General features: G+C 73.9%; 22 protein-coding genes. 15 read left to right on the top strand and 7 right to left on the bottom strand.

The window, feature by feature from the left end:
- The first annotated feature begins 61 nt into the window (after positions 1 to 61).
- The 9 genes from G4G93_RS17460 to G4G93_RS17500 all read left to right on the top strand — a co-directional run bounded on the left by G4G93_RS17460 (position 62) and on the right by G4G93_RS17500 (position 9,137).
- Positions 62 to 1,057, top strand: a complete 996-nt coding sequence (locus tag G4G93_RS17460) for an AAA family ATPase (RefSeq protein WP_165086080.1) — start codon at positions 62 to 64, stop codon at positions 1,055 to 1,057.
- 11 nt (positions 1,058 to 1,068) lie between these two features.
- Positions 1,069 to 1,986 carry a DUF58 domain-containing protein gene (locus G4G93_RS17465; protein WP_395413773.1) on the top strand — a complete coding sequence of 306 codons (918 nt, stop codon included), beginning with the start codon at positions 1,069 to 1,071 and terminating at the stop codon, positions 1,984 to 1,986.
- On the top strand, positions 1,973 to 2,398 hold the full coding sequence (locus G4G93_RS17470) for a DUF4381 family protein (RefSeq protein ID WP_165085853.1): 426 nt from the start codon (positions 1,973 to 1,975) through the stop codon (positions 2,396 to 2,398). The genes G4G93_RS17465 and G4G93_RS17470 overlap by 14 nt, the downstream gene beginning before the upstream one ends.
- A gap of 4 nt (positions 2,399 to 2,402) precedes the next feature.
- Positions 2,403 to 3,371, top strand: a complete 969-nt coding sequence (locus tag G4G93_RS17475; protein ID WP_165085855.1) for a VWA domain-containing protein — start codon at positions 2,403 to 2,405, stop codon at positions 3,369 to 3,371.
- Positions 3,368 to 4,291 (top strand): VWA domain-containing protein, encoded by a 924-nt coding sequence (locus G4G93_RS17480; RefSeq protein WP_165085857.1) that lies wholly within the window; start codon positions 3,368 to 3,370, stop codon positions 4,289 to 4,291. Before G4G93_RS17475 ends, G4G93_RS17480 begins: the two co-directional genes overlap by 4 nt.
- Positions 4,291 to 5,112, top strand: a complete 822-nt coding sequence (locus tag G4G93_RS17485; RefSeq protein WP_246736843.1) for a tetratricopeptide repeat protein — start codon at positions 4,291 to 4,293, stop codon at positions 5,110 to 5,112. Before G4G93_RS17480 ends, G4G93_RS17485 begins: the two co-directional genes overlap by 1 nt.
- A complete protein-coding gene (locus G4G93_RS17490; protein ID WP_165085858.1) occupies positions 5,106 to 6,356 on the top strand; it encodes a BatD family protein in 1,251 nt (416 codons plus the stop codon). Before G4G93_RS17485 ends, G4G93_RS17490 begins: the two co-directional genes overlap by 7 nt.
- 93 nt (positions 6,357 to 6,449) lie before the next feature.
- On the top strand, positions 6,450 to 7,688 hold the full coding sequence (locus G4G93_RS17495; protein WP_165085859.1) for an allantoate amidohydrolase: 1,239 nt from the start codon (positions 6,450 to 6,452) through the stop codon (positions 7,686 to 7,688).
- A gap of 171 nt (positions 7,689 to 7,859) precedes the next feature.
- Entirely contained in the window at positions 7,860 to 9,137 is a 1,278-nt protein-coding gene (locus G4G93_RS17500; protein WP_165085861.1) for an NAD(P)/FAD-dependent oxidoreductase, read from the top strand.
- 84 nt (positions 9,138 to 9,221) lie between these two features.
- Here the strand turns inward: G4G93_RS17500 and G4G93_RS17505 are convergent, their stop codons facing one another.
- The 3 genes from G4G93_RS17505 to G4G93_RS17515 all read right to left on the bottom strand — a co-directional run bounded on the left by G4G93_RS17505 (position 9,222) and on the right by G4G93_RS17515 (position 14,680).
- The gene (locus G4G93_RS17505; protein WP_165085862.1) at positions 9,222 to 11,189 is read right to left on the bottom strand and encodes a PAS domain S-box protein; all 1,968 of its coding nucleotides are present in this window, start codon (positions 11,187 to 11,189) and stop codon (positions 9,222 to 9,224) included.
- A 139-nt stretch (positions 11,190 to 11,328) separates the two neighbouring features.
- The gene (locus G4G93_RS17510) at positions 11,329 to 13,470 is read right to left on the bottom strand and encodes a hybrid sensor histidine kinase/response regulator (RefSeq protein ID WP_165085864.1); all 2,142 of its coding nucleotides are present in this window, start codon (positions 13,468 to 13,470) and stop codon (positions 11,329 to 11,331) included.
- A gap of 253 nt (positions 13,471 to 13,723) precedes the next feature.
- Entirely contained in the window at positions 13,724 to 14,680 is a 957-nt protein-coding gene (locus tag G4G93_RS17515) for an FkbM family methyltransferase (RefSeq protein WP_165085866.1), read from the bottom strand.
- 538 nt (positions 14,681 to 15,218) lie between these two features.
- Between G4G93_RS17515 and G4G93_RS17520 the strand changes: the two genes are divergently transcribed.
- Entirely contained in the window at positions 15,219 to 16,850 is a 1,632-nt protein-coding gene (locus tag G4G93_RS17520) for a dihydroxyacetone kinase subunit DhaK (RefSeq protein WP_165085867.1), read from the top strand.
- A 111-nt stretch (positions 16,851 to 16,961) separates the two neighbouring features.
- On the opposite strand, the gene G4G93_RS17525 is transcribed toward G4G93_RS17520, so the two are convergent.
- Positions 16,962 to 17,549, bottom strand: coding sequence for a MucR family transcriptional regulator (locus G4G93_RS17525; protein ID WP_246736844.1), 588 nt, complete (start codon positions 17,547 to 17,549; stop codon positions 16,962 to 16,964).
- 312 nt (positions 17,550 to 17,861) lie between these two features.
- Here G4G93_RS17525 and G4G93_RS17530 point away from each other — a divergent pair, with 312 nt between their 5' ends.
- The 5 genes from G4G93_RS17530 to G4G93_RS17550 all read left to right on the top strand — a co-directional run bounded on the left by G4G93_RS17530 (position 17,862) and on the right by G4G93_RS17550 (position 22,904).
- The gene (locus G4G93_RS17530) at positions 17,862 to 18,071 is read left to right on the top strand and encodes a ferredoxin (RefSeq protein WP_165085869.1); all 210 of its coding nucleotides are present in this window, start codon (positions 17,862 to 17,864) and stop codon (positions 18,069 to 18,071) included.
- Complete coding sequence (locus G4G93_RS17535) at positions 18,068 to 19,345, top strand: FAD-dependent oxidoreductase (protein ID WP_165085871.1); 1,278 nt, start codon at positions 18,068 to 18,070, stop codon at positions 19,343 to 19,345. The genes G4G93_RS17530 and G4G93_RS17535 overlap by 4 nt, the downstream gene beginning before the upstream one ends.
- A gap of 29 nt (positions 19,346 to 19,374) precedes the next feature.
- Positions 19,375 to 20,628 (top strand): cytochrome P450, encoded by a 1,254-nt coding sequence (locus G4G93_RS17540; RefSeq protein WP_165085872.1) that lies wholly within the window; start codon positions 19,375 to 19,377, stop codon positions 20,626 to 20,628.
- Between the two features lie 147 nt (positions 20,629 to 20,775).
- Positions 20,776 to 22,311: an apoptosis inducing factor family protein gene (locus tag G4G93_RS17545; protein WP_165085874.1), complete on the top strand. Its 1,536-nt coding sequence runs from the start codon at positions 20,776 to 20,778 to the stop codon at positions 22,309 to 22,311.
- 110 nt (positions 22,312 to 22,421) lie between these two features.
- A complete protein-coding gene (locus tag G4G93_RS17550) occupies positions 22,422 to 22,904 on the top strand; it encodes a MarR family winged helix-turn-helix transcriptional regulator (RefSeq protein WP_165085876.1) in 483 nt (160 codons plus the stop codon).
- Positions 22,905 to 23,054: 150 nt separating this feature from the next.
- On the opposite strand, the gene G4G93_RS17555 is transcribed toward G4G93_RS17550, so the two are convergent.
- The 3 genes from G4G93_RS17555 to G4G93_RS17565 are packed head-to-tail and all read right to left on the bottom strand — an operon-like array spanning position 23,055 to position 26,534.
- Positions 23,055 to 23,513, bottom strand: coding sequence for a thioesterase family protein (locus G4G93_RS17555; RefSeq protein WP_165085877.1), 459 nt, complete (start codon positions 23,511 to 23,513; stop codon positions 23,055 to 23,057).
- Entirely contained in the window at positions 23,510 to 25,315 is a 1,806-nt protein-coding gene (locus G4G93_RS17560; protein ID WP_165085879.1) for a feruloyl-CoA synthase, read from the bottom strand. The genes G4G93_RS17555 and G4G93_RS17560 overlap by 4 nt, the downstream gene beginning before the upstream one ends.
- A 4-nt stretch (positions 25,316 to 25,319) precedes the next feature.
- Complete coding sequence (locus G4G93_RS17565) at positions 25,320 to 26,534, bottom strand: ABC transporter substrate-binding protein (protein WP_165085881.1); 1,215 nt, start codon at positions 26,532 to 26,534, stop codon at positions 25,320 to 25,322.
- Between the last annotated feature and the right edge of the window lie 73 nt (positions 26,535 to 26,607).

The raw sequence follows: 26,607 nt of genomic DNA on the forward strand, positions 1-26,607 counted from the left end.
CCCACGAAGCACCGGCCCGAGGGGAGACGCCAGGATGGCGCGAGGCGCTGAGCAGGCTGCGATGCGGAGCATTGCGGGAGCCGACCCCCTGGCGTCCGACGATCCGGTGCGGGCGCGGCTCGACGCCCTGCGGACCGGCCTCGAAGCGGGGCTGATCGGCGCGTCCGGCCTCGTCGAGCGGCTCTTGATCGGGCTCCTCACCGGCGGCCACCTGCTGATCGAGGGGGCGCCGGGGCTGGCCAAGACCCGGGCGGTGAAGCGCCTCGCCGACGGGCTCCATACGGGCTTTGCCCGCATCCAGTGTACCCCCGACCTGATGCCCGCCGACCTCACCGGCACCACGGTCTGGCGGCCCGACGGCGGCCGGTTCGAGTTCCTGGCCGGCCCCCTGTTCCACTCCCTGGTGCTGGTCGACGAGGTCAACCGCGCGCCGCCCAAGGTGCAGTCGGCGCTCCTCGAGGCGATGGCCGAGCGGCAGGTCACGGTGGCGGGCACCACCCACCCGCTGCCCGATCCCTTCATGGTGGTGGCGACCCAGAACCCGATCGAGCATGCCGGCACCTTCCCGCTGCCGGAGGCGCAGCTTGACCGGTTCCTGCTCCACGTCGTGGTGGGGATGCCGGACGAGGCCTCCGAGCGCCGCATCCTCGACCTCGTCGAGGGCGAGATGAACGAGGAGGCCGCGCCGATGCCGGTGCGGCTCACCGCCGAGGAGCTGCGCGCCGCCCGCGCCGCTGCGCTCAAGACCCACGTCTCGCCGGCGCTCAAGGACTTCCTGGTCCGCCTCGTCGCCGCCACCCGCGGCGGGCCGGCGGCAGCGGATCTGCGCAGCGCCATCGAGCACCCGGTCTCGCCCCGCGGCACCCTGGCCCTGATGCTCGCCGGCAAGGCCCGGGCCTACCTGCACGGGCGCGACCACGTGGTGCCGGACGACGTCGTGGCGCTCGCCGGCGATGCCCTGGCCCACCGCCTCGCGCTCACCTGGCGCGCCGCCGCCGAGGGGCAGACCGCCCGCGCCGTGGTGGCCGGCCTCCTCGACCGGGTGCGGCCCCTCTGACGATGGTCCCGATTGCGGCGCGGCCGCTTCCCGGCACGGATCCGCTGCGCGCCCCCGGCATCGCCGTCGAGGCCGGCCTGCTCATGGGCCTGCGCCATCTCGCCCGCCGCGGCACCGGGGCGACGAACCGGGCCCGGTCGGGGCTGCCCGGCGGCATCGTCACCCGGCGGCGCGGGCGCGGCAGCGAGCCCGACGATGTGCGCCTCTGGGCCGAGGGCGACGACGTGCGCCACATCGACCGCAACGCCACCGCCCGCACCGGCACGCTCCACGTCCGCACCCACCACGAGGAGCGCGACCGCGCCGTGGTGATGCTGGCGGATTTCCGGCCCTCGATGCTGGTCGGCACCCGCCGCGCCCTGCGCTCGGTCGCCGCCGCCGAGGCGCTGGCGCTGCTCGGCTGGCGCATCGCCGGCGATGGCGGCCGGGTCGGGCTGTGCGCCGCCGCTCCCGAGCCGGCGCTGCTGCCGCCGCGGCCCGGCGGGCGCGGCATGGCCGCCCTGTGCCAGGGCCTCGCCCGGGCGCACGCGACGGCGCTCGCGGCCGATTCCCGGGCCGATCCGCCGTTGGGCCCGGCCCTGGAGCGGGCCCGCGCCCTGCTGCCGGCGGGCGGGCACCTCGTCCTGGCGAGCGCCCTCGACGCACCCGGCGATGGTTTCCAGGAGGTTCTGGCGGCGCTGGCCGAGCGGATCACGGTGAGCCTGATCCTGGTGAGCGACGCCTTCGAGCGCGAGCCCCCGCCCGGCCTCTATCCCTACGCCACGCCGGACGGGCAGCGCGGCACCGCGCGGATCGGGCGTCAGCGGCCGGTGCCGGAGGAGCGCGCCGCGGGCCTCGCCCGTCTCGGCGTCACGGTGGTGCGCCTCGACGCCGAGACCGGGCCGGAGGGTTTCGCGCCCCTGATGGAGCGGCTCGATGCCGTGCTGTGACGGGGCGCTCGCCGGGCTTCGCGGGCTGCATGCCCCGCCCGATCCCGGGCTGGTGCGGCTCGACATGCTGGCGGCCGTCATCGCCGGCTTGGCGCTCGCCGCCCTCGCGGCCTGGCTCGCGCCGCGGTGGCGGGGCCGCCCGATCCGCCGCGCCGCGCTCGCCGAACTCGCCGCCGCCCGGGCCCTGCCGCCTCCGGAGCGCCGCGTCGCCCTGGCGCGCCTGAGCCGCCGGCTCGCCCGCAGCCTCGGGGTCGAGGGGCCGGCGGGCCTCGACGCCGCCCTGCGCACCGATTTCTTCGGCGACGGTCCCGGCCGGGCGCTGACCGAGAACCTCTACGCCCCGGGCCCGGCGCCCGACCTCGCCGAGGCCGAGGCCGGCCTCGCCCGCCTTCTCGCGCGGCTGCGGGCCTGAGACGATGGCCGGATTCGCCACCCTCGATTTCGCAGCTCCGCTCGCCGGCCTGCTCCTGCCGCTGCCGCTCCTCGCCGCGCGCTTCCTGCCGCCGAAGGCGGGGACCAGCGGCGCCCTGACGGTGCCCGCCTCCCTCGTCGCCGGGCTCGACCGCGGCGGGCCGCTCGCCGCCGGGACGAAGGCGCGCGCCGCCCTGACCTGGCTCGTCTGGGTCGCCCTCGTCGCGGCCCTCGCCGGGCCGCGGATGGTCCTGCCGGGGGCGGCCTTGCCGGCCTCGGGAAGGGACATCGTGCTCGCCCTCGACCTCTCGGGCAGCATGGAGCGGATCGACTTCTCGCTCGACGGCCGCAACACCTCGCGCCTCGCCGCGGTCAAGCGCGTCGGCGCCGACTTCATCCGCCGCCGGGCCGGCGACCGGGTCGGCCTCGTGATCTTCGCCGACCAGGCCGACGTGGCGGCGGCCCCCACCTTCGACACGCAAGCGGTGGCCCGGGCGCTGGAGGAGGCGCAGATCGGCCTCGTCGGCCGCTCGACCGGCATCGGCGACGGGCTCGGCCTCGCCCTCAAGCGCCTGAACGCCCTGCCGGGCCCGTCCAAGGTGGTGGTGCTGCTGTCCGACGGCGCCAACAATGCCGGCCAGACCACGCCGCGGGACGTCGCGGTGCTGGCCCGCGAGCTCGGCATCCGGGTCCACACCATCGCGCTCGGTCCGCGCGACCTCGCCGACGCGAATGGCGAGCAGGACGTGGTCGATTCCGAGGCGCTCCGCGACGTGGCGGCGACGAGCGGCGGCCGGTTCTTCCGGGTCCGCACCACCGACGACCTCGCCGGCGTCGCCGACAGCATCGATGCCCTCGAGGGCGGCCGCGACCGGGCCCCGCCGGTGCCCTTGCGCCGCGACCTGTGGCCCTGGCCGGGCGGGCTGGCGCTACTCTCCGCCCTCGTGCTCCTGCTGACCCGGAGGGCGGCGTGACCGAGGCCTTCACCCTCCTGCGTCCCTGGTGGCTCCTCGCCCTGCCGGTCCTGGGTCTGCTCGCCTGGCGCGCCGCCCACCGCTCCGCCCCCTTGGGCGACTGGGTCCGGGCGGTCGAGCCGCACCTGATGGCGGCGCTCCAGGCCCGCGGGGCGGTGCGGCCGGGCCGGCGCGGCGGGCAATGGCTGCTGGTCGCGGCCTGCACCCTCCTCGCCCTCGGCCTCGCCGGGCCGGCCGTGGAGCGCCGCGACACCGCGGGCTTTCGCAACCTCGACGCGACGATCGTCGCCCTCGACCTGTCGCGCTCGGTCGCCGAGGGCGGGCGCCTCGGCGAGGCGAGGGTCCTGGCGCAGGGGCTGGCGGAGGCCGCCGGCACCAAGGCGGTCGCCCTCGTCGCCTATGCGGGCGACGCCTACCTTGCCGCGCCGCCGACCACCGACCGCGATACCCTGGGGACGATCCTGTTCGTCCTCGACGGCACCACCGTGCCCGACCGCGGCAGCCATCCGGCCCGGGCGCTGGCGCTCGCCCGCCGGACGCTGGCCGAGAGCGCGGTGGTGACCGGCGACGTGGTGCTGGTGACCGATGGCGGCGGCCTCGACGAGGCCGCCTCCCGCGAGGCGGCGGCGCTGGCGAGCGACGGCCACCGGCTGCACACGATCCTGGTGCCGGCGGGTCCCGCCCTGCCGCCCGACGCGCCGCGGCCGGACGGCGCCGGGCTCGCCCGCCTCGCCGCCCTCGGCGGCGGCGCGGCCGGCAGCCTCGACGCGCCGGCCCCGGTCCTGGCCGCGGTGTCGGAGAGCGTCGCCCGCCACCTGGCGGAGGGGGGCTACGCGGTGCTGGCCTGGCAGGATCTCGGACGCTTCCTCGCCGGCCTCGCGCTGGTGCCGGTCCTGCTCCTCTTCCGGCGGAGTGCCTGATGCGGATCCTGCCGGCCGCCGGGGCCGTCCTCCTGCTGGGGCTCGCCGTCGAGCCCGCGGCGCTCGCCCGCCTGCTCCTCGGGGCCGGGATGCCGGGGCTGGCCGCCCGCGTCAGCGACGACCCGGCCTGGCGCGGCACCGCCCTCTACGCCGCGGGCCGCTACGCGGAAGCCGCCGAGGCCTTCTCGGGCTCGCCCTACAACCGCGGCAACGCCCTGGCGCTCGCCGGCGACCTCAAGGGGGCGCTCGCCTCCTACGAGGCGGCGGTCGCCCGCGACCCGTCGGACGAGGACGCCAGGGCCAACCGCGAGCTGATCGCGCGCCTCCTCGACACGCCGGACGCCCCCGGCGGCCGCACCGCCGGCCAGGCCAACGCCCAGGCCGACGCCACCACCCGCTACGCCACCAAGACCGAATCGGATGCCAACGATCCCGGCACCGCCTCCAGCGGCGAGGGCCTGGCCGGCCATCGCGAGGCGTCCTCGGCGGCCGATTCGCCGGGCAATTCCAAGGCCGCCCGCACCGGCCGGGCCGAACAGCGGGCGGTCGATCCCGGCCGCGGCCAGGCCCGCGGCTCGGCGAGCGACGCCGAGGGCGGCGGGCGCCAGGGCGGCGCCAATGCCAGCGTGTCCGAGGTGATCGAGCGCGAGGTGCGCCGGGTCTCGAAGAGCTTCGAGGCGCGGGAGATTCGCCCCGACCGGCACTGGCTCGCCACCCTGACCGACGATCCCGGCCGCTTCGTGCGCCTGCGGATCCTCGCCGAGCAGACCCGCCGGCGCGAGGCCGGCACCGCCGTGCAGCCCGGGAGTAACCCATGGTGAGAGGGTGCCTCGTCGCCGCCCTGGTGCTGGCCGCGGCGCCGGCGCTCGCCCCGAGGCCGGCCTCGGCCCTGGAGGACGGCGACCTGAGCCTGACCGTCACCGCCGAGGTGCCGGGCGGCGCCACGCCCTACCCGCGCGAGATGGTGCTGTTGCACATCCGCGGCACCTACCGGGCGCAGATCGCGCTCGAGGACCTGCGCCAGCCGAGCCTGCCGCATTTCGGCTGGACCCAGCTCGGCCGCGACCACTGGTCCCGCGTCACGATCCAGGGCCAGGAGGCGCGCGGCTTCGAGCGCACCGTCGCGGTGTTCCCGCAGGGACCCGGCCGCTTCGTCATCGATCCCTTCGTCCACCGCCTGACCATCGTCGACGGCGGCGAGCGCCGGGTGGTGGACGTGCGGTCCGCGCCTCTGCCCATCGAGGTCGCGGCCTGGCAGGGACCGGGCGGGCCGGATGCGCCCGAGCCCTGGTGGCTGGCCGCGCAGGACGTGACCGTGACGGACCAGTGGGAGCCCGAGCCCGAGGGCCTGAAGCTCGGCGAGCCCGCCCGCCGCACCGTGACGCTCGACGCTCGCGGCGTCACCGCCGACGCCCTGCCGCCGCGGCCCGTGCTGCGCACCCGCGGCGTCCTCACCTTCGCCGGCCCGGTCGAGCGCCAGACCCGCATCACCCCGGCGGGGCCGGTGGCCCGCGTCACCTATCGCTGGGACGTGCGCCCCGGCGTGCCCGAGCCGATCACCCTGTCGGCGATTTCGATCCCGTGGTTCGACACCCGGGCGCGGGTGATGCGCGAGGCCGAGATTCCGGCCCGCATCATCGGCGGGCGGGCCGAAAAGCCCGCCGAGGCGCCGCCGCCCCCCGCCTCGCCCTGGCGGGCGCTCCTCGCAGGTGCCCTCGCCTTCGGGCTGGGCCTCGGCGCCTGGGGCCTGCGGCAGCGCCGCGAGACGCCGGCGGCGCGCGCGCTGCGGGATCTCGCCCGGGCCGCCCGGCGGCGCGACGCGGCGGGGTTCCACGCGGCTCTCGCCCAGGCTGCCCGCCGCGACCCGGGTCTCGCCGCGGCGTGGCGCGCCGATCCGACCCTCGGCCCACGGCTCGCCGCCCTCGACGCGGCGCTCTTCGGCGAAGGCGGGGTGCCGGTGCCGGATCTCAGAGGCCTCGCCCGCGACCTCGCCCGCATCCGCCCGACCGCGGCGGTCCCGGATGCCCTCGCGCCGCTCGACGGGCCGGTGCCCGCCGGGCGCTGACCGGACGTCGCCGCGGTTCGTACGCCGTGGCTTGCCTCGACCGGCACCGACCCTGCATACCGCCCGCTCGAAGCCGCAGGGTCGCGACCAGCCATGACCGAGACCAATCCCCGCCTCGGCGCCCGCGTGATGGCGCTGATCGACGACCTCGCCCGCCACACCGACGAGCCCGGCCGGCTGACCCGGCTCTACCTGTCGCCGGCCCACCGGGCGACGGCCGAGGCGGTGCTCGGCCTGATGCGGGCGGCCGGGATGGCGGCGCGGATCGACGCCGCCGGCAGCGTGGTCGGGCGGATCGAGGGCCGCGAGCCGGGCCTGCCGGCCCTGGTGCTCGGCTCGCATATCGACAGCGTGGTCGATGCCGGGCGCTACGACGGGCCCCTCGGGGTGGCGGCGGGCCTCGCCGTGGCCGAGGAACTGCGCGGCGCGAGCCTGCCCTTCGCCCTCGAGGTGGTGGCCTTCGGCGACGAGGAGAACGTGCGCTTCCCGACCTCGCTCTCGACCTCGAAGGCCTGGGCCGGGCAGTACAAAACCGAGTGGCTGGAGGGACGCGACGCCGCCGGCACCACCTTGCGCGACGCGCTCCTCGCCTTCGGCGGCGACCCGGAGGGCATCCCGGCCCTGGCCCGGAGGCCGGGCGAGGTCGCCGGCTACCTCGAGATCCATATCGAGCAGGGGCCGGCCCTGGAGGCCGCGGCGCAGCCGGTCGGTGTGGTGTCGGGCATCGTCGGGCTCACCCGGGGGCGCTGCACCGTGACGGGCGAGGCCAACCACGCCGGAACCGTGCCGATGGGCATGCGCCGGGACGCGCTCGCGGCCGCCGCCGAGATGACGCTGGCCGTCGAGCGCCTGGGAGAGGCCGTCGCGGGCGCGGTCGCGACGGTGGGCGCGCTCGCCGTGGTGCCGGGCGCCGTCAACGTGATCGCCGGCCGGGTCGATTTCAGCCTCGACGTCCGCGCTCCCGAGGATGCGGACCGCAGCACCCTGTTCGCGGCGATCGGGGCCGAGTGTCGGGCGATCGCGCAACGCCGCGGGGTCGGCTTCACCTGCGAGACCTTCATGGACAACCCGGCGGTCGCCCTCGATCCGGGCTTCCAGGACGCCCTCGACCGGGCGGCGCGGCGGCTCGGACACGCCCCCTTGCGGTTGCCCTCGGGCGCCACCCACGACGCGGTGGCGATGGCGGCGCTCGGCCCCTCGGCGATGCTGTTCGTGCGCTGCCGCGGCGGCATCAGCCACAACCCGGCCGAAGCCATCACCCTGGATGATGCCGACGCGGCGACGCGGGTGCTGTTGGGTACGGTGCGGGATCTGGCGGGGCTGCCCGGGTGATGCCGGACCGGTCCGTCGATGCGAGACCGGGACCCTTCTTCTTTCCCCCCTCCCATTCGCGACCGCCTCCTTCGAGGCTGCCGCACACGGCAGCACCTCAGGACGAGGGCGCGGGTCGGGGACGAGTCTTGAAAACAACCGAATACGCCTGAGCGGCGAAAGAGTTCTCCGATGCAGCAGGACGAACGGACGGCCGACATCGTGGTGGTCGGCGGCGGGATGGTGGGCCTATCCTCCGCCATCGCCCTGACCGACCGCGGGCGGGACGTGCTCCTGTGCGATCCCGGCGAGGCGCGGGCGCGCACTTCCTACGGCAATGCCGGAGTGGTCAGCCGCGGCTCGATCTTCCCGATGTCGAGCCCGGCCCTGTGGGGCAAGCTGCCGGCCTACCTGCGCAACGCCGATGCCGGCCTGCGCCTGCGCCACCAGCACCTGCTGCGGGTGATGCCCTGGGCGGCGCATTTCCTGGCGAGCGCCCGGACCTCGGCCTGGCGCCGGGCGGCCGACGCGCTGGCCCCGCTCACCGGCGCGGCCTACCCCGAGCATCAGCGTCTCTCCGCGCGGGCCGGCGTGCCCCACCTCCTGCGCGAATGCGGCTGGATCAAGCTCTACCGCACGGACGCGGCCTTCGCCGGAGCACGGCTGGAGCGCGAGATCCTCCGGCATCACGGCGTTCCGTTCGAGATCCTCGACGCGGCCGGCATCCAGGCGCTGGAGCCGGCGCTGATCCGCCCCTTCGCCCGGGCGATGCTGCTGCCGGAAACCGGCGCCGTCGCCGATCCGGGCGGGCTCGTCGAGGCCTGCGAGCGGCTGTTTGCCGGACTCGGCGGGCGGACCTTGCGCACCACCGTGACTCGCCTGGAGCCGACGGCGGAAGGCTGGCGCGTCGTCCATCCCGGGGGCATGGTCCGGGCGCGTCAGGTGGTGCTGGCGACCGGGGCGGCGGCGCACGAACTCGCCCGACCTCTCGGCTACCGCTTCGCCTTCGCGGCCGAGCGCGGCTATCACCGGCACTACGCGCTCCAGCCCGGCAGCCCGGCCCTGAACCGGCCGATCTACGACACCGGCGCCGCCTCGATCCTGTCGCCGATGGGCGAGGGTCGGGTGCGGGTGCTCTCCGGCGTCGAGGTCGCCGACCGTCACGCGCCTCCGGATTATCGCCAGATCGAGGCCGCGGCCCGCGAGGCCGCCGGCACGGTGCGCCTCGGCCAGCCCCTCGACAACCGGCCCTGGCTCGGCTCCCGCCCTTCGACCCCCGACGGCCTGCCGGTAATCGGCCCCGCCCCGCGCCACGACGGCCTGATCTTCGCTTTCGGCCACGGCCATATCGGCCTCTCGACCGGCCCGATCACCGGCCAGCTGGTTGCCGACCTCGCCGCCGGTCGGGCGCCGTCGGTGCCGGTGGCGCCGTTCGCACCGGCGCGGCTGCTGGGATGGCCACGATTGTAAGGCGATCGCCTCTCCCGCACGCCGCCGCGACCGTACATCGGGCTAAATTAGCCGGCTCATAAAATGTTTTCCTGGGGAAAACGATCAATCGGATCGGGCCAGGAACTTCACCCCGACGTCGCAGCCGCGCTGGTGCACCACCTCGCAAGGCCGGGCCGGACCGTCGTCGACCTGCAGCTCGACCCGGCCCGGCAGCCGCACCGGACGTTCGAGCGCGATCTTGGCGCCCGAGCCCGAGAGGTTGAGCAGGATGCAGGCCATCGCGTCGACCGGCCTCGCCCCGTCCGGCAGCGTGATCCGGGCCGAGCGCGAGGTGCGGACCCGCTCCTCGGCCCGACGCCCCTCCAGGCCGAGCAGCCAATCGTCGAGGCTTCCGGCGATGTCGGCGACGCCTGCGGCGGTCACCTGGATGTTGCTGCTGACCTCGCCGCTGGTGCGGCGCTGGCGCTCGCTCGCCGCCGCCGTCTCGACGATGAAACCCTGCACGGCATCGATCACGCCGCGAATCGAGCCCAGGGCCTCGGCGACCTCGCGCGATACGGTCTGCATCGCGCCGATCTCGCCCGAGATCCGGCCCGTCGCCGCCTGCGCCTGGCCGGCGAGGTTCTTCACCTCGGCGGCGACCACCGCGAAGCCGCGGCCGGCGGCACCCGCGCGGGCCGCCTCGATCGTCGCGTTGAGGGCCAGGAGGTTGATCTGCTCGGCGATGGCGGTGATCGCCTCGACCACGCCGTTCATCGCCTGGGCGGCCTCGTCGAGCCGGGCGGTGGCCTGGCTCGCACGCCCCATCCGCTCCTGGATCGCGTCGACCGCCTCGCGCGACTGTCCCATCCGGTCGGCGATCGCCGTCGAGGTGCGGTGAAGCTCCTCGGAGGCGCTCGCCACCGCCTGGACCCGGGTCAGGGTCGTTTCGGCGGCGGCGATCGACCGGGACCGGACGGTCATGCTGTGGGTGACGTCGGTGGCGAACTTGATCACCTTGCAGGGGCGGCCGTTGAGGTCGAGGACGGGGGTGTAGGTCGCCTGGATCCACACCTCCCGGCCGCCCTTGCCGAGGCGCCGATAGACCGCGGCGGAGTAGCGCCCGGCGCGCAAGGCCTCCCAGAACTCGGCGTAGCTCCGGCTCTCGCCCTGGTCGGGGGTGACGAACATCCGGTGGTGGCGGCCGACGACCTCGTCGAGGCCGTAGCCCATCGCCTTCAGGAAATGGCCGTTGGCATCGAGGATGATGCCGTCCATGTCGAACTCGATCACCGCCTGCGAGCGGAGCGCCGCCTCGATCTTGCCGGCGGTGTCGGCGGCGTGCTGCTTGGCGGCGGTGATGTCGGCGGCATACTTGACGATCTTGAGCGTCCGGCCGGTCGCGTCGAGGATCGGGTTGTAGGTCGCCTGGATCCAGACCTCGCTCCCGTCCTTGCCCCGGCGCTTGAACTCGCCCGCATGGTACTCGCCGCGGGAGAGGCGGGCCCAGAAGTCGCGATAATCCGGCGACTCGGCCTCCTCCGCGGCGACGAACAGGCGGTGGTGGCGGCCGACGATCTCGTCGCGGCCGTAGCCCATGGCGGCCAGGAAGTGGGGGTTGGCGTCGAGGATCGTCCCGTTGGGGGTGAAGTGGATCACCGCCTGCGAGCGGTTGATCGCCGTGATCTGCCCGGCGGCATCGGTCGCCGCCTGTTTCTCGGCGGTGATGTCGAGGGCGACCTTGACGATCCGGACCGGCCGGCCGCGGGCATCGAGCACCGGGTTGTAGCTGGCACGGATCCAGACCTCGCGTCCGCCCTTGGCCAGGCGCCGGAACTCGGCGCTCTTGACCTCGCCCCGGCGCAGGGACGCCCAGAACGCCTCGTAGGCGGGCTCCACCGCTTCGGCGCGGTCGACGAAGAGACGGTGGTGGCGGCCCCTTACCTCGTCGAGGCCGTAGCCCATCAGCCGCAGGAAGTTCTCGTTCGCCTCGGTCAGGATCCCGTCGAGATCGAAGCCGACGACGGCCTGGGAGCGCTCGATCGCATCCAGCTTGGCGGCGGTGCTCGAGCGGCGCGCGGGGGCGAACATGGTGGAGTCCCAGGGAATTTTTTGGGCGTTCCATCGTGTATGCATGACGGCGTTTAACGTTGCGTAACGCACGCTCATCCCGCGGCCGGACGCCGCACCCTCGTACGATCGCCTGCGCGATGCAAAAAATCGGCGTTGCTCAGCCCCGCGCGAGCATCTCGCGGATGCGCGCGGCCAGGACCTCGACCACGAAGGGCTTGGTCAGGATGGCGGTGCCGGGCTCGAGCTGCCCGGTGCCGAGCGCCGCGGTCTCGGCGTAGCCGGTGATGAACAGCACCTTCAGGCCCGGCCGCCGCACGCGGGCCGCATCCGCCATCTGGCGACCGTTCATGCCTCCCGGCAGCCCGACATCGGTGACGACGAGGTCGATCCGCACGTCGGATTGCAGCACCTTGAGGCCGGCCGCGCCGTCGGCGGCCTCGATCGCGGTGTAGCCCAGATCCTCCAGCACCTCGGTCACCAGCATCCGCACGGTCGGCTCGTCGTCGACGATCAGGACGGTCTCGCCCTGCTCGGCCCGGTGTGCGTCGGCGAGGCCCGGCTGCTCCGCCTCCGTCTCGGAGGTGCCGTGGTGGCGCGGCAGGAGCAGGCGGACCGTGGTGCCGCGCCCGACCGCCGAGGCGATCCGCACCTGCCCGCCCGATTGCTGGGTGAAGCCGTAGATCATCGACAGGCCGAGGCCCGTGCCCTGCCCGAGGGGCTTGGTGGTGAAGAACGGGTCGAAGGCCCGGGCGATTACCTCGGGCGGCATGCCGCTGCCGGTGTCGGTCACGCCGAGCGACAGGTACTCGCCGGGCGGAACCTCGTGGTCGCGGGCCGCCGCGGCGTCGAGGACGAGGTTCCCGGTGGCGATGGCGATGCGGCCGCCGTCGGGCATCGCGTCGCGGGCGTTGAGGCAGAGGTTGAGCAGCGCGTTCTCGAGCTGGGGCGGGTCGACCAGCACGGTCCAGAGATCGGGCGGTCCGTCCACGGCGATCTCGATCGCCGGGCCGACGCTGCGCCGGATCAGCTCCTCCATCCCGGCGACGAGGTGGTTGACGTCGGTCGGGCGCGGGTCGAGCGTCTGGCGGCGCGAGAAGGCGAGCAGGCGGTGGGTCAGTGCCGCGGCGCGCTTGGCCGCCCCTTGCGCCGCCGCCATGTAGCGGTCGATGTCCTTGAGCCGGCCCTGGCCGATGCGGGTCTGCATCAGTTCGAGCGAGCCCGAGATGCCGGCGAGCAGGTTGTTGAAGTCGTGGGCGAGGCCGCCGGTGAGCTGGCCCACCGCCTCCATCTTCTGCGACTGGCGCAGGGCCTCCTCGGCCCGCATCAGCTCGGTGGTTCGCTCGGCGACGCGCTGCTCCAGCGTCTCGGTCAGGGCCCGCAGCATCGTGGTGGCGCGGTCGCGCTCGGCCTCGACGGCGCGGCGCTCCTCCACGTCGATGAGGACGCCGGGAAAGCTCAGCGGCGTCCCGTCGGGGGCGTGGTCGACCCGCCCGTTCGCCTCGAGCCAGTAGTAGTTCCCGTCGGCGCGCCGGGTGCGGTACTGATGCGCGTAGGCGCCGCCGCGGATCACCACCGCGTCGATCGCCGCGATCACGCCGGCCCGGTCGTCCGGATGTACCGTCTCGATCACCTGCTCCAGGCTCAGGCCGTCGCGGCCCAGATGCGGATCGAGGCCGAAGCTGCGGGCGAAGGCCTCGTCGACGGTGAAGCGGTCGGTCGGCAGGTCCCAGAACCAGGTCCCGATGATCGCCCCGGCGCCGAGGGCGAGCTGGACCCGCTCGATGTTCTGCCGGGCGATCGCCTCGCTCTCCTGCAGGCGCCGCGTCGCGGTCACCTGGGCGGTGGTCTCGTTGGTGAGGATGAACAGGCCGGCGGCGCGGCCCTCGCCGTCGAGCACCCGCGAGTAGGAGAAGGTCCACCAGGTCTCGGCCTCGCCCCGGTCGGTGCCGAGCTTCCACGGCAGGTCGACGAAGCGCCGGCTGCGTCCCGCGAAGGCATCGTCGATGATGGGCTTGGCCTGCTCCCAGCCATCGGCCCAGACCCGGTCGAAGCGTTCGCCCATCGCCCAGTCGAGGCGGGGCCCGAGCAGCGGGAAGTAGGTCTCGTTGAAGAAGAAGTGCAGGTCCTGCCCCCAGGCCAGGATCATGCTCTCGGGCGAGTTCAGCACCAGGGAGAGCGCCGTGCGCAGGGTCTCGGGCCACGTCTCCGGAGGCCCGAGCGGATGATCGGACCAGTCGCGCGCGCGAATCATCTCGGCCGCGCGGCCACCGCCGGCCAGGAACGGAAGGGGGTCGGTCATCGGCGTCGCGGCCGGTTCATCGAAGACAGGCCGGGCTTGCATCGCTGCGAAACGCTCCGGCGGGTCTCGAGGTCCTGTCCGCACCCGGCTGCCGCGCCACCGCAGAAATCTCCGTGCGCGCCGTCCCGGCGCCCGCGACACGGTCTCGGTTCCGTCCGCGCCCGCTTCCACAACCCGACTCGGGCGTCCGTGTCAACGCGGACCGGACGCACCGGGGGCGGCGCGGCGCGGGCCCGCCCGGCTCGCCGTCCCCTCAACGCCGCTCCTTGCGGCGGAAGATGAGGTTTTCGCCCTGCGGCGGCAGCTCCTCGAACAGGGTCGCGAGCGCCCCCCTGACCGCAGCGTCGCTGCCCGGGCGGAAGCGGTCGTGCGTCTCCACGATGATCATTCCCACGGCCGACAGCCAGCCCGTGTCGCCGTCGGACATCAGCTCGATCTCGGCGCCCTCGATGTCGACCTTCAGGATATCCACCTCCGCGCATCCGCTGGCGCGCATGATGCTGGACATGGTCATGCTCGGGACGACCTCCCCGTCGGGCACGGCGTTCCGCGACGTCTGGAAGCCCCAGCTCTCCAGGCTCGCGCCGTCCTCGCCCTGCCGGCGCAGGCTGACGACGCCGTCGTCGGACCAGATCGCGGCGTGGTGGGCCGTCACCCGCGGCCCGAGCGCCCGGGTATTCTCGATGGCGGCGTCCAGGTTGGCCCGGTCCGGCTCGACCATCGTGATGCTGGCCTCCGGATAGCGCAGCCCGAAGTAGATGCTCGCGTAGCCGACATTCGCCCCGAGATCGATGATGGTCCGCGCCGAGGACGGCAGCGCCGCGGATTCGTATTCCCGCGCGACGAAGACCTGCTCGAAGACAGCCATATCGGTGGTTCCGAGGCGGATCGCGACTTCGTAGCCGGTCCCGGGCAGCCGGACCCTCAGCCCCGATGCCCGGAACAGTTCTTTCCGGAGGGACACCCAGTTCAAGGCGCCGAGATCGACGGGCTCGATCCCGTGCTGCATGTAGATGTCGCCGTGCGCAACGTATCTGTCGGCCCCGTGCCGATTCCACTCGATCGCCATGATGCCATCGTCGAGAGTATATGTTCCGCGGTCTCCATGCTCCCGGTGGACGACGATGCCATCCGGGTACAAGTCGAGATGGCCGGTCCAGTTGGGATGCAAGGCTCGCAGTGTTCGGAGCGGCGGCTGCTTCTGCGTCATGGTCTCACCCGAAATCGAATCCGCGACGGCGGAAAGGCTTGACTGTCCGGAGGTGCGTCGGAGGACGCGCGCCGCGTCACCAGGGCGAACCCTCCTCCCGGTGGTCGGCCCGACAGGGCATGGGAAGCGACACCGGACGAGACATCGGAAAGGACATGACCGGAGATATGGGCGGAAGGACGCGATCGGCGAGACCGGGCATACCGGCGTAGCCGAGCATGCCCCCCGATCCCGGCCAGAGGACTTGCGCAAGGACATCTCCGGTCGATTTTCACGATATGATAATGTCATGATTTATATCTATTGATGATCTGGCCGTTGTGAATCATTCTCAAGATTATCTGCAATATAAAATCGTGTCGACGATGGGTGCATGGAAACCGGAATGTCGGGGATCGGAGGAGGGTGCGGTGGCGACGGTGCGGCCGGACGGCCCGTATCGGCCGGGGATACCGCCGCTGGCGTATGCCGCCCTCTCCGGGCCAGGATGGGCAGACGGATGCGGCCGCGGGGTCGCGACGACGGAGGGACCGACCGCATGGCCCATTTCATCAACGATCGCGCCGCCCTGGTGGCGGAGGCGGTGGACGGCCTCGTCGCCGGCAGCGGCGGCCGGCTCGCCCGCCTCGACGGCGATCCGTCGATCCGGGTCGTGCTGCGGGCCGACTGGTCGCTCGACCGGGTCGCGGTGGTCTCGGGCGGCGGCTCGGGCCACGAGCCGGCCCATGCGGGCTTCGTCGGGCGCGGCCTCCTCACCGCGGCGATCTGCGGCGACGTGTTCGCCTCGCCCTCCGTCGATGCGGTGCTGGCGGGCATCCTGGCGGTGACCGGGCCGGCGGGCTGCCTCCTCATCATCAAGAATTACGCGGGCGACCGGCTGAATTTCGGGCTCGCCGCCGAGCGGGCCCGGGCCCGCGGGCTCGCGGTCGAGACGGTGACGGTGGCCGACGACGTCGCGATCCCCGGGGCGGCGCAACCCCGCGGCATCGCCGGAACGCTCCTGGTGCACAAGGCGGCGGGCTTCGCGGCGGAGAGCGGGCGCTCCCTCTCCGAGGTGGCGCGGGTGGCGCGGGCGGCGGCGGCCGGGGTGAAGTCCCTCGGCATCGCGGTCTCGGGCTGCACGATGCCCGGCGGGACGGCGGAGTCCCGGCTCGCCCCGGGGGAAGCCGAGCTCGGCCTCGGCATCCACGGCGAGCCCGGCATCGAGCGCATCGCCCTGCCGCCGGCCGACGACCTCGCCCGCCTGATGACGGCCCGCCTCGCCGAGGCCCTGCCGGAGGGAGGACCGCTCGCCCTCCTCGTCAACGATCTCGGCGGCACCACGGCCCTGGAGAGGCAGGTGCTGACGGGGGCGGTGCTGGCGACGCCGCTCGGCGCCCGGGTGCGCCTGCTCCTCGGCCCGGCGGCCGCGATGACGGCCCTCGACATGCACGGCGCCTCGCTCTCGCTGATGCCGCTCGACGCGGAGACCGAAGCGGCGCTCACCGCCCCGACCGAGGTGCCGGCCTGGCCGCGGGCGGTACCCGTCGCGCCCCCGGCGACGCGGCCCCTGCCCGATCGCCTCGACCGGGGCCCGGCGCCGACGCCCTCGCACGATCCCGCGGTGGCGGCGGCGCTCGAGGCCGTCTGCACCGCCCTGATCGCCGCGGAAGCCGAGCTCAACGCCCTCGATGCCCGGGTCGGGGATGGCGATACCGGGTCCACCTTCGCGTCGGCGGCGCGCGCCGTGCTCGCCGACCGCAACCGGCTGCCCCAGGCCGAGCCCGCCGCCCTCTGCCGTGCCCTCGCCGACCGCCTCGCCCGGGTGGCCGGCGGATCGAGCGGGGTCCTGATGTCGATCTTCTTCGAGGCCGCCGGCTCCGGCCTCGCTCGAGGGATGGGCTGGCCGGAGGCCCTGGAGGCCGGGGTGGCGCGACTGCAGGCCCATGGCGGGGCGCGGCCCGGCGACCGCACCCTGCTCGACGCCCTGGTGCCGGCGCTCCGGGCCCTGTCCGCCGGCGGCCTCGACGCGGCGGCGCGGGCGGCCGAAGCGGGCGCCGCGGCGACCGCCCGGATGACCCGGGCCGGGACCGGCCGGTCGAGCTATCTCGCCGCCGCCGATCTCGCCGGGGTGGAGGATCCGGGCGCCGTCGCGGTCGCCCGGGCCTTCGCGGCGCTGGCGCGCGGCTGAGTTGCGGCACACGGAGGTCGGGGGAAAACCCGGACAGTCCTGCCATCCCCGGGCCGCGACCCGGGTCCCGAAAAGGCCCTGTCTTCGAAAGGCCCCTACTTGGGAATCGCGTCAGGCACCGCGGCGGCCGCGGCGGGGCTTGACCTCGCCCGCGCCATCGGGCGCCGCGGCGATCTCGGCCTCCGGCGCGGCGGCGTCCGGGGCGAGGGTCTCACCCGCATCGCCGGCCTCGCCGGTGCCCTCCTCCTCGGGCCGCGCGGCGCTGCGGCGGCGCTGCTGGCCGAGGCCGAGGGAACGCGCCAGCTCGGAGCGCTGCTCGGAGTAGCTCGCCGAGGTCATCGGGTAGTCGTGGGGCAGGCCCCATTTCTGGCGATAGGCTTCCGGCGTCAGGCCGCGCAACGTGAGGTGGCGGCGCAAGGTCTTGTACGATTTGCCATCCTCGAAGCTGATCAGGTAGTCGTGGGTGATCGACCGGCGGATCTCGCCCGGCGTCGCCTTGGGATGGGCCGGCTCGGGAGCAGCTTTGCCGCCCTGCGCCATGTCGTTCAACGCAGCGTAGACATCGGCGATCAGCTTCGGAAGCTCGGCGCTCTGCAGATGATTGCTGCTGACATAGGCAGAAATGATATCTGCCGTTAGCGTAACGATCTGGTCGTGAGGGTTGGCGGTCTCGTCCATGCCGGCACGCTCTGCGGTCATTGCAAATCGGTTCACATCCTTAAGTTAGCGTTGCCCGAAAAGGCAAGGATTATCCGTCGGTCAAAATCGATTTCTCAGCGGAAAGCGTCTGTTAGACGTAACAGGCGCTTATGACCTTGGCGGCCTTGTCGATCCGCTCAAGCATGGTCCGACGAAGTGCTTGCCGGCGCGTCTCAGAAAATGCGGCAAAATCAGAGACCTAGAGCAACGCCCGATGGCAGCGCGATCGGGCGCCGCGCACGCCGCCCGGTGCCGGAACCAGGGCCTGCCGCTGCGGTTCTTCCGCCGAACCCCACCGCCGAGGAGCCGCGGATGCGCGTCGTCGTCGACCTGAATCGCTGCCAGGCCTACGCCCAGTGCTGCTACGCGGCGCCGGAGCGATTCGTGCTGCGGGGCGACGAGATCCTGGTCTACGACCCGGCCCCGCCCGAGGCGGAGCGTGCGGCGATCGACCGGGCGGTGCTGGCCTGCCCGGTCCGGGCGATCCGGGTCGAGCACGAGCCTCGGGAGCGCGCGGCGTGAGGGATGGGACGATCGTCGTCGCGGGCGCCTCGCTCGCGGCCTTGCGCGGCGCCGAGGCGCTGCGGGCCGGCGGCTTCGCGGGCCGGCTGGTCCTCGTCGGCGACGAGCCTCATCTCCCCTACGACCGCCCGCCCCTGTCGAAGCACGTCCTCACCGGGGAGATCGCGCCGGGCGCCACGACCCTGCCGGGCGTCGGGGCTCTCCGGGCCGAGTGGCGCCTCGGCGCGCCCGCCGCGGGCCTCGACCGCGCCGGGCGGGCGCTCCTCCTGGCGGGGGGCGAGCGCCTGCCCTTCGACCGCCTGCTGATCGCCACCGGCGCCCGCGCCCGGCCGTGGCCGGAGGCCGGCGCCGCGGCCCTGGCGGGTGTCCACACCCTGCGCGGCCGCGACGACGCCGCGGCGCTCGCCGCCGGGCTGGCGGCGCGGCCGGGGCGGGTGCTGATCCTCGGCGCCGGTTTCATCGGCTGCGAGGTCGCCTCCAGCATCCGCGCCCTCGGGTTGCCGGTCACGGTGGTCGATCCGGCACCCTCGCCCCTCACGGCGGCCCTGGGTCAGGTGATCGGCGGCTTCGTCGCCGGGCGAATGGAGGCGGCCGGGATCGACCTGCGCATGGGCGCCGAGGTGGCGCATCTGGAGGGCGGGGACGGCCGGGTGCGGCGTGCGCGGCTCGCCGGGGGCGGCACCATCGCGGCCGACCTCGTCGTGGTGGCGCTCGGTGCGGTGCGCAACACGGAATGGCTCGCCGGATCCGGCCTCGACGCGGACGAGGGCGGCCTGTCCTGTGACGGCGCCTGCCGCGCACTCGACGCGGCCGGCCGGCCGGACGACGCGGTCTTCGCCGCCGGCGACGTGGCGCGCTTCCCCCACCCCGTCTACGACAACCGTCCGGTCGCCCTGGAGCATTGGGGCAACGCCGTCGCGCAAGCCGCGCATGCCGCCCGCGCCATGCTGGAGGGGCCGGAGGCCGCCGGCCCCTACGCCGAGATGCCGGCCTTCTGGTCGAGCCAGTTCGGCCTCAACATCAAGTCCCTCGGGCTCACCGAGGGGGCCGATGCGGTGGCGATCGTGCAGGGCGATCCGCGATCGGCCCGCTTCCTGGCGGTCTACGGCCGGGAGGGCCGCACGATCGCGGCGGTCGCGGTCAATGCCGGGCGCTGGCTGCCGGCCTATGCGGGCGCGATCCGCGAGGGCGCGCCGTTCCCGCCGATCACCGGCGGCGCCGACCAGCCGCACCCGGACCCGGTGCCGCCGGGCCTGCCCGCTCAGGCCGCCTGATCCGTCGCGGTTCACCCCGAGGCTCCTCCATGTCCGACGCCACCCTGTTCGCGCAGGTCCGCGACCCCGCGCACCGCGCCGACCCCTATCCGCTCTATGCCCGCCTGCGCGCCTGTCCCGTCGCGCGCCAGGACGACGGCACGTTCGTGGCGAGCGGCCATGCGGCGATCCGCGCCCTGCTGCACGATCCCCGGGTCAGCTCGGAGGACCTGCCGCCGGCCGAGCACCCGGCCACCGGCAACCCGGTCAAGGACTGGATCGTCAACCCGTTGAAGGACCGGATCGCCGACCGCCACCGCCCCTTCATCTTCCGCGATCCGCCCGACCACGGCGCCTTGCGCCGCCAGGTGATGGCGCAGTTCACCGTGGCGCGGGTGCGCGGCATGAAGCGGCGGACGGAAGCCCTGGTGGCGGAGTGCCTGGACCGGTGCGCCGGGGCGAGCACCTTCGATCTCGTCGACGACCTCGCCTATCCGCTCCCCGTCACGGTGATCTGCGAGTTGCTCGGCGTGCCGCGGGAAGACGAGACGCGTTTCCATGCCTGGGCGACGCAGCTCGCCACCGCGCTCGAGCCCGAGAGCCGCAAGGACGAGGCCCTGCGCGCCCGCAACACCGAGACCTTCGACGCCATCGCCGATTACATGCGCGACCTGATCCGCGAGAAGCGCCGGGCGCCGGCCGACGACATGCTGTCGGGGCTCGCCACCGCCAAGGACCCGGAGGTCGGGCGGATGAGCGACCCCGACCTCATCGCCACCGCGATCCTGCTGCTGATCGCCGGCCACGAAACCACCGTGAACCTCATCGCCAACGGCATGCTGGCGCTGCTGCGCCACCCCGACGAGTTCGCGCGCCTGCGGGCCGATCCGGAGCGGGCGCCGCGGGTGATCGAGGAGGTGCTGCGCTACGACCCGCCGGTGCATTTCCGCACCCGGCTCGCCCGGGCGCCGATTCCCGTCGCCGGCACGGTGATCCCGGAGGGCGCGCCCCTGGTGCTGCTCTTCGCGGCCGGCAACCGCGACCCCGCGCGCTTCCCCCACCCCGACCGGTTCGATCCCGACCGGGAGGACAACCAGCATTTCGGCTTCGGCGGCGCCCTGCATTACTGCATCGGCGCGCCGCTCGCCCGCATCGAGGCCGAGGCGGCGCTGACGGCCCTCGCGGCCCGGCTCCGGGCCCCCCGCCTCGCCGAGGATCCGCCGCCCTACCGGGACGGCTCGTCCCTCCGGGGGCCCAAGCGCCTGCGGCTCGTCCAGGGGCCTGCGGCTCGTCCAAGCGCCTGAGGTTCGTCCAGGCGCTTGCGGCTCACCCAAGCGCCTTCATTTCCCGAAGCGACTGCGACCTATCGTCGACGGGATCGGCTGACGGCACCGTTGGGGCACAGACGCGTTGCCTGCCGACGACTACGCCGACTGACGAAGAGGCAGGCCATGGCCGACAAGGATTCCGAACAGAAGCCGGATTTCGCCCGCGGGATCCCGGTGGCCGACCTGCCCGAGGGGGCGATGCTCGAGGGCGTGCTCGGCGAGGACAAGGTGCTGCTCCTGCGCCGCGACGGCCGGGTCCGGGCGATCGGCGCGCGCTGCACCCATCTCGGCGCGCCGATGGCCAAGGGGATCGTGGTAGAGGGAGAGGTGCGCTGCCCCTGGCACCATGCCCGCTTCAGCCTCGAGACCGGCGAGGCGGTCGGCGCACCGGCCTTCGATCCGCTGCCGTGCTACCGCGCCGAGGAGCGCGACGGCCGCATCACGGTGACCGGGCGGCGCCACGCCCCCGCGAAGTCCGCCGGCCGAGATCCCGGCCGGATCGTGATCGTCGGCGGCGGTGCCGGCGGCCATGCCTGCGCCGAGTGGCTCGCCCGGGCCGGCCACGGCGCCGCCGTGACCCTGGTGAGCGACGATCCCGATCCGCCCTACGACCGCACCTTCTGCTCGAAGCAGTATCTTTCCGGCAAGGCCAAGCGCGAGGCGACCCTGCTCGCCCCGAAGGGCTTCGACCGGGGCGAGGGCCCGCGCTACTTGCGCGACCGGGTGGTCTCCCTCGATCTCGGGGCCGAGGAGGCCGTCACCGCGGGCGGCGAGCGCCTGCCTTACGACGCCCTGGTGATCGCCACCGGCGCCGCGCCGCAGCGGCCCGACCTGCCGGGCTTCGACCGGCCCGAGGTCCACACCCTGCGCAGCCTCCGGGATGCCGACGCGCTGATCGCCGCGGCGGAGACCGCCCGGAGCGTCGCCGTGGTGGGGGCGAGCTTCATCGGCCTCGAAGTCGCCGCCGCGATGGTGGCCCGCGAGAAGACGGTGACCGTGGTGGCGCCCGACGCGGTGCCGCTGAAAAAAATCCTCGGCGAGGCGGTCGGCCGCTTCGTCCAGGGCCTGCACGAGGAGAAGGGCGTGACCTTCCGCCTCGGCCGCGAGGTGACGGGCTTCGACGGCAGCGCCCTCACCCTCGACGACGGCAGCCGGATCGAGGCCGACCTCGTCGTGCTCGGCACCGGCGTGGCACCCCGCATCGACCTCGCCGAGGGGGCGGGCCTGGCGCTGGCGGGCAAGGACGAGGGCGGCGGCATCGCGGTCGACGGCACGCTTCGCGCCTCCGCCCCCGGGATCTACGCGATCGGCGACGTCGCCGCCTATCCGGATCCGCGCAGCGGGCGGCGCCTGCGGGTCGAGCACTGGGTCCATGCCCAGCGCCAGGGCCAGCACGTCGCCCGCGCGCTGCTCGGCGAGGCGGCGCCGTTTTCCGAGACGCCGTTCTTCTGGAGCGGGCATTACGGCACCAGTCTGCGCTACGTGGGCCATGCCGGGTCGGCGGAGGATCCCCGGATCGAGGGTGACGTGGCGAAGGGCGATTTCGCCGTCATCTACCGGGAGGCCGGCCGCGATGCCGCGCTCGCGACCTGCAAGCGGGACAAGCACTCGCTCGAGACCGAGGCGGCGTGGGACCGGGAGGCGCGGGCGAACGGCTGATCGGGCGGGGCCGATCGTTCGGGTCCTGGCGCGCCGCCGGCTTGCGCCCGGGCCCGATCGCGGGCAGGTGGCGGGACGATGTCCACGGTCGAACAAGGACCCGTCCAGCGGTGCCGCGCGATGATTCCCCGGGCCTCGCCCGCCTCGAAGGCCTGATCGGCTACACCCTGCGGCGGGCGCAGGTCGCGGTGTCGCGCAGCTTCGTCGAGCTGTTCGCCGATCTCGACGTGCGCCAGAGCCAGCTCGGCGTGCTCACCGTCATCGAGGGCAGCCCGGGCCTGCGGCCGAGCCAAGTCGGCGCGGCGATCGGGATCAAGCGGGCCAATATCGGCCCGCTCCTCGACGAGCTGGAGGCCCGCGCCCTGGTGCGCCGCGCGCCCGACCCCTCCGACCGCCGCTCGCATTCCCTGTTCCTGACCGAGGCCGGCGAGGCCCTGATGGCCGAGCTGCACCGCCGCGAGGCCGCCCACGAGGAGCGCATCGCCGCCTTCCTGAGCGCCGAGGAGCGGAGCGCGCTCCTCGGCCTGCTGCGGCGTCTGGAGCAGGGGGCGCGGGACGTGGCGGAGGACGAGGTGGCGGAAGAGACGGATTGAGCCCCATGCGACGTCCGATCGATGGCCCGGCGATGGTTGCGCAATCGCGTTCGCCGTGCGGACGCCGGCTTCGCTCGAGCGTGTGGCGGCTCCGGCTCCGCCGCGCGGGCTGGTGAGACGAAGTCCGCAAGGGGTCGTCCGGACTTCGTATCACTCCCCCCGGAACCGCCCGACCAGTTCCTCCGGAATCGGCGCCGCCTTCATCCGGGCCGGGTCGTCGGGGTGGCGGCCGGCCCAGACCCGGCGCTCGCGGCCCTCGACGGCGAGGTCGCCGGCATTGAGCAGGCGGTGGCGCACGGCAAAGCTCGAACGGCCCACATCCACCACCGTCGAGACGATCTCGACCCGGTCGCCGTAGCGCGAGGGCTTGAGGAAGCGCGCCCCGGTCTCGACCAGCGGGATGCCGAGAAGGTCGTAGCGCGCCAGCATCCCGGCCTTCGGCAGCCCGGTCGCCGCCTCGCACAGCATCGCGGTCGACCAGTCGAAGAAGTCGAAGAAGCGCGGGTTGAACACGATGCCGGCGGGGTCGCAATGGCCCCATTCCACCGTCAGGGTGCGGGTATGCGTGAAGCCCTCGTGGTCCGTGACGGGCTCTTGCGGCGAGGTCATGCGGTCTCCGGCAGGATGATGTCGGGGGAAAAAGGCGCGGCGTAGAGGCGGGCGACCGCCTCGGCCCGGTTGCGCAGCACGCCGCGCTGGTTGATCGAGCCCTTGTCGGTCACCTCGTCGCGATCGAGGGCCGGCGGCTCGGCGAGCGGCAGCAGGCGGGCGATGCGGTTCGACGAGCCAGTCGCCCGTTGCGCGAAGGCCCCGAGGCGCCGGGCGAATTCGCGCCGCAGGGCCGGATGGGCGAGGACGGCGTCGTCGCCGCCGGTCTCGCCGCAGAGGGCCCGGCAGGCGGCGAGGTCGGGGAAGACCAGGGCCGTGACCTCGTCCCGCGCCTCGCCGGCGATGGCGACGTCGCGCACCAGCGGCTGGAACGCGTCGAGGAAGGCGGCGCGCAACGGCCCGACGCTGACCCAGACACCGGTGGTGAGCTTGAAATCCTCGTTCAGGCGCCCGTCGAAGGTGAAGCCGCGGTGGGGATCGTCGGGATCGACCGGCACCAGCGCGTCGCCGAGCCGGTAGAATCCCTCCTCGTCGAAGGCCGTCGCCGTCAGGTCCGGCCGGCGCCAGTAGCCGGGGGTGACGTTGGGCCCGCGCACCCGCGCCTCGCGCTTCGTCCCGACGGGCGCGACCTTCAGTTCGACGCCGGGAGCCGGCAGGCCGACCTGGCCGGCCTTGGCCGGGCGGTCGTCGGTGACGAGGGCGAGGGGGGCGGTCTCGGTGGCCCCGAGACCCGTCACCATCGGCACCGTCCGGCCGATGGTCCGGCGGGCGAGGTCGTCGATCGCGTCCCAGACCGGCTGCGGCAGGCCGGCGGCGGCGAAGAAGGTGACCTGGAGCCGGCTGAAGAAGTTCTGCCGCAATTCGGCATCGTCGCGCAGGTGCGGCACCAGCGCCTCGAAGCCCTTCGGCACCGTGAGGTAGAGCGTCGGCGCCACCTCGCGCAGGGCCCGCACCGTCTCGCGGATACCGCTCGGGGTCGGCCGGCCCTCGTCGATGTGCAGGGTGCCGCCATTCGCCAGCACCAGGTTGAAGTTGTGGTTGCCCCCGAAGGTGTGGTGCCAGGGCAGCCAGTCGACCATCACCGGCGGCTCGGCCGTGAGCGCGGGGAAGCGCGCCTGCAGCATCGCCTGGTTGGCGGCGAGCATCCGGTGCGTGTTCACCACCGCCTTCGGCACGCCGGTGGAGCCGGAGGTGAACAGGAGCTTTGCCACCGTCTCCGGTGCCACCGCCGCGTGGGCGGCGGCTACGGCTCCAGGATCGTGGGCCTGCATCAGGTCCGCGAACGGTGTCGCGGCCCGGCCGATCGCCGCGCCGTCGCCGATCACCACTTCGGTCCCGGCCGGGACCGCGGCTGCGATGGCAGGAGCGTACGTGGCCCCTTCCGCCGCGAAGACGAGGCCGGGGGTGAGCAGCTCCACGATCGCCCGCAGGCGGGCATGGTCCTGCGACACGGTGGAATAGGCCGGCGAGACCGGCGCCACCGCGATGCCGACATGGAGCGCGGCCAGCGAGAGCAGCGCGTGCTCGAAGCCGTTGCCGGACAGGATCATCACCGGCCGCTCGGCCGAGAGGTTGCGCGTCAGCAGCGCCGCGGCGATCCGCTCGACGGTCTGGAGCGCCGCCCCGTAGGTCAGGGACTCGGCGCCCTCCGGGCCGCGCCGGACCAGGAACGGCCTGTCCGGCGCCTCGGCGGCGTGGCGGGTCAGGTGCGCGGTCAGGCGCTCCGGGTAGGGCGGCAGCGCGGCCCTGGCGGTGACGAGCAAGCTGCCGTCCGCGCGCGCGACGAAACGATGCGTGTCCATCGCCTCACCCCTTCACCAACGGGCAGCCGCCCTCGGAGAGCGGGCGCCAGGCCTCTTCGGCCGGCACGGTGCGGACCGGCTTGAAATAGTCCCAGCCGCCCTTGCTCTCGGCGGGCGTCTTGGTGGTCAGCAGGTACATCGGGTGGAGCTTGCGCCCGTCCTCGCGGATGCGGCCCTTGCCGAAGATCGGATCGTCGGTCGGCATCGCCTTCATGGCCGCCACCACCGCCCGGCCGTCGCCCGCGTCCTTCACGGTGCCCAGCGCCTTCAGGTAATGCTCCACCGCCGAGTAGACGCCGGCCTGCATGTCGTTCGGCATGGCGTGGCGCGGGTGGCGGGCGGCATAGCGCGCCGCGAAGGCCCGGGTGCCGTCGTTGAGGTCCCAGTAATACGGCGTGACGATGTAGACGCCCTGGGTCGCCTTGAGGCCGAGTGCCGGCATGTTGGTGATGTTGAGGATCAGCCCGGCGAGGCGCTGCCCGGGCGCGATGCCGAACTCCGCCGCCTGCTTCAAGGCGTTGGAGGTATCGTCGCCGGCATTCGCCAGCCCGATCACGTCGGCGCCCGAGCTTTGGGCCTGGAGCAGGAAGGACGAGAAGTCGGCGGTGCCGAGGGGATGGCGCGACGTCCCCTTCACGCTGCCGCCCATGGCCTTCACCTCCTCGGCGGCCGAGCCTTCGAGGTCCTTGCCGAAGGTGTAGTCGGCGGTGAGGAAGTACCAGGACTTCCCGCCCTGCTGCACCAGGGCCTTCGCGAGAGCATGGCCGAGCGACCAGGTGTCGTAGGTCCAGTGCACGGTGTTGGGCGAGCATTGCTTGCCGGTGAGCTCGGCGGTGCCGGCGCCCGAGCCGATGAACACCTTGTTCTTCTCCCGCGCCAGGTTCGACACCGCGAGCGCCACGGCGGAGTTCGGCACGTCGACGATCAGGTCGACGCCGTCCTGATCGAACCAGCGCCGGGCGATCGAGGCGCCGATATCGGTCTTGTTCTGGTGGTCGGCCGAGACCAGCTCGACCGGGCGCCCGGCCTGTTTCGCGAAATCCTCGATGGCGAGCTGCGCGGCGATGACCGAGCCCTGGCCCTGGTAGTCGGCGTAAGGACCCGACATGTCGTTGAGGACGCCGATCTTCACCGGCCGCTCGGCGGCGAAGGCGGGAGCGAGCAGGGACAGGAGGGCGGCGAGCGCAGGGGCGAGCCGGCGGATGGGGCGACGGGGCATGGTTCCTCCGGAGGAGTGGGGCCGGTCTTGGTGTCGGCTCGTGGAATTCGGTGTGGGGAAATCGGCGCGTCGT

The sequence above is a fragment of the Methylobacterium sp. DB0501 genome, assembly GCF_011043735.1.
GTDB lineage: Bacteria > Pseudomonadota > Alphaproteobacteria > Rhizobiales > Beijerinckiaceae > Methylobacterium > Methylobacterium alsaeris.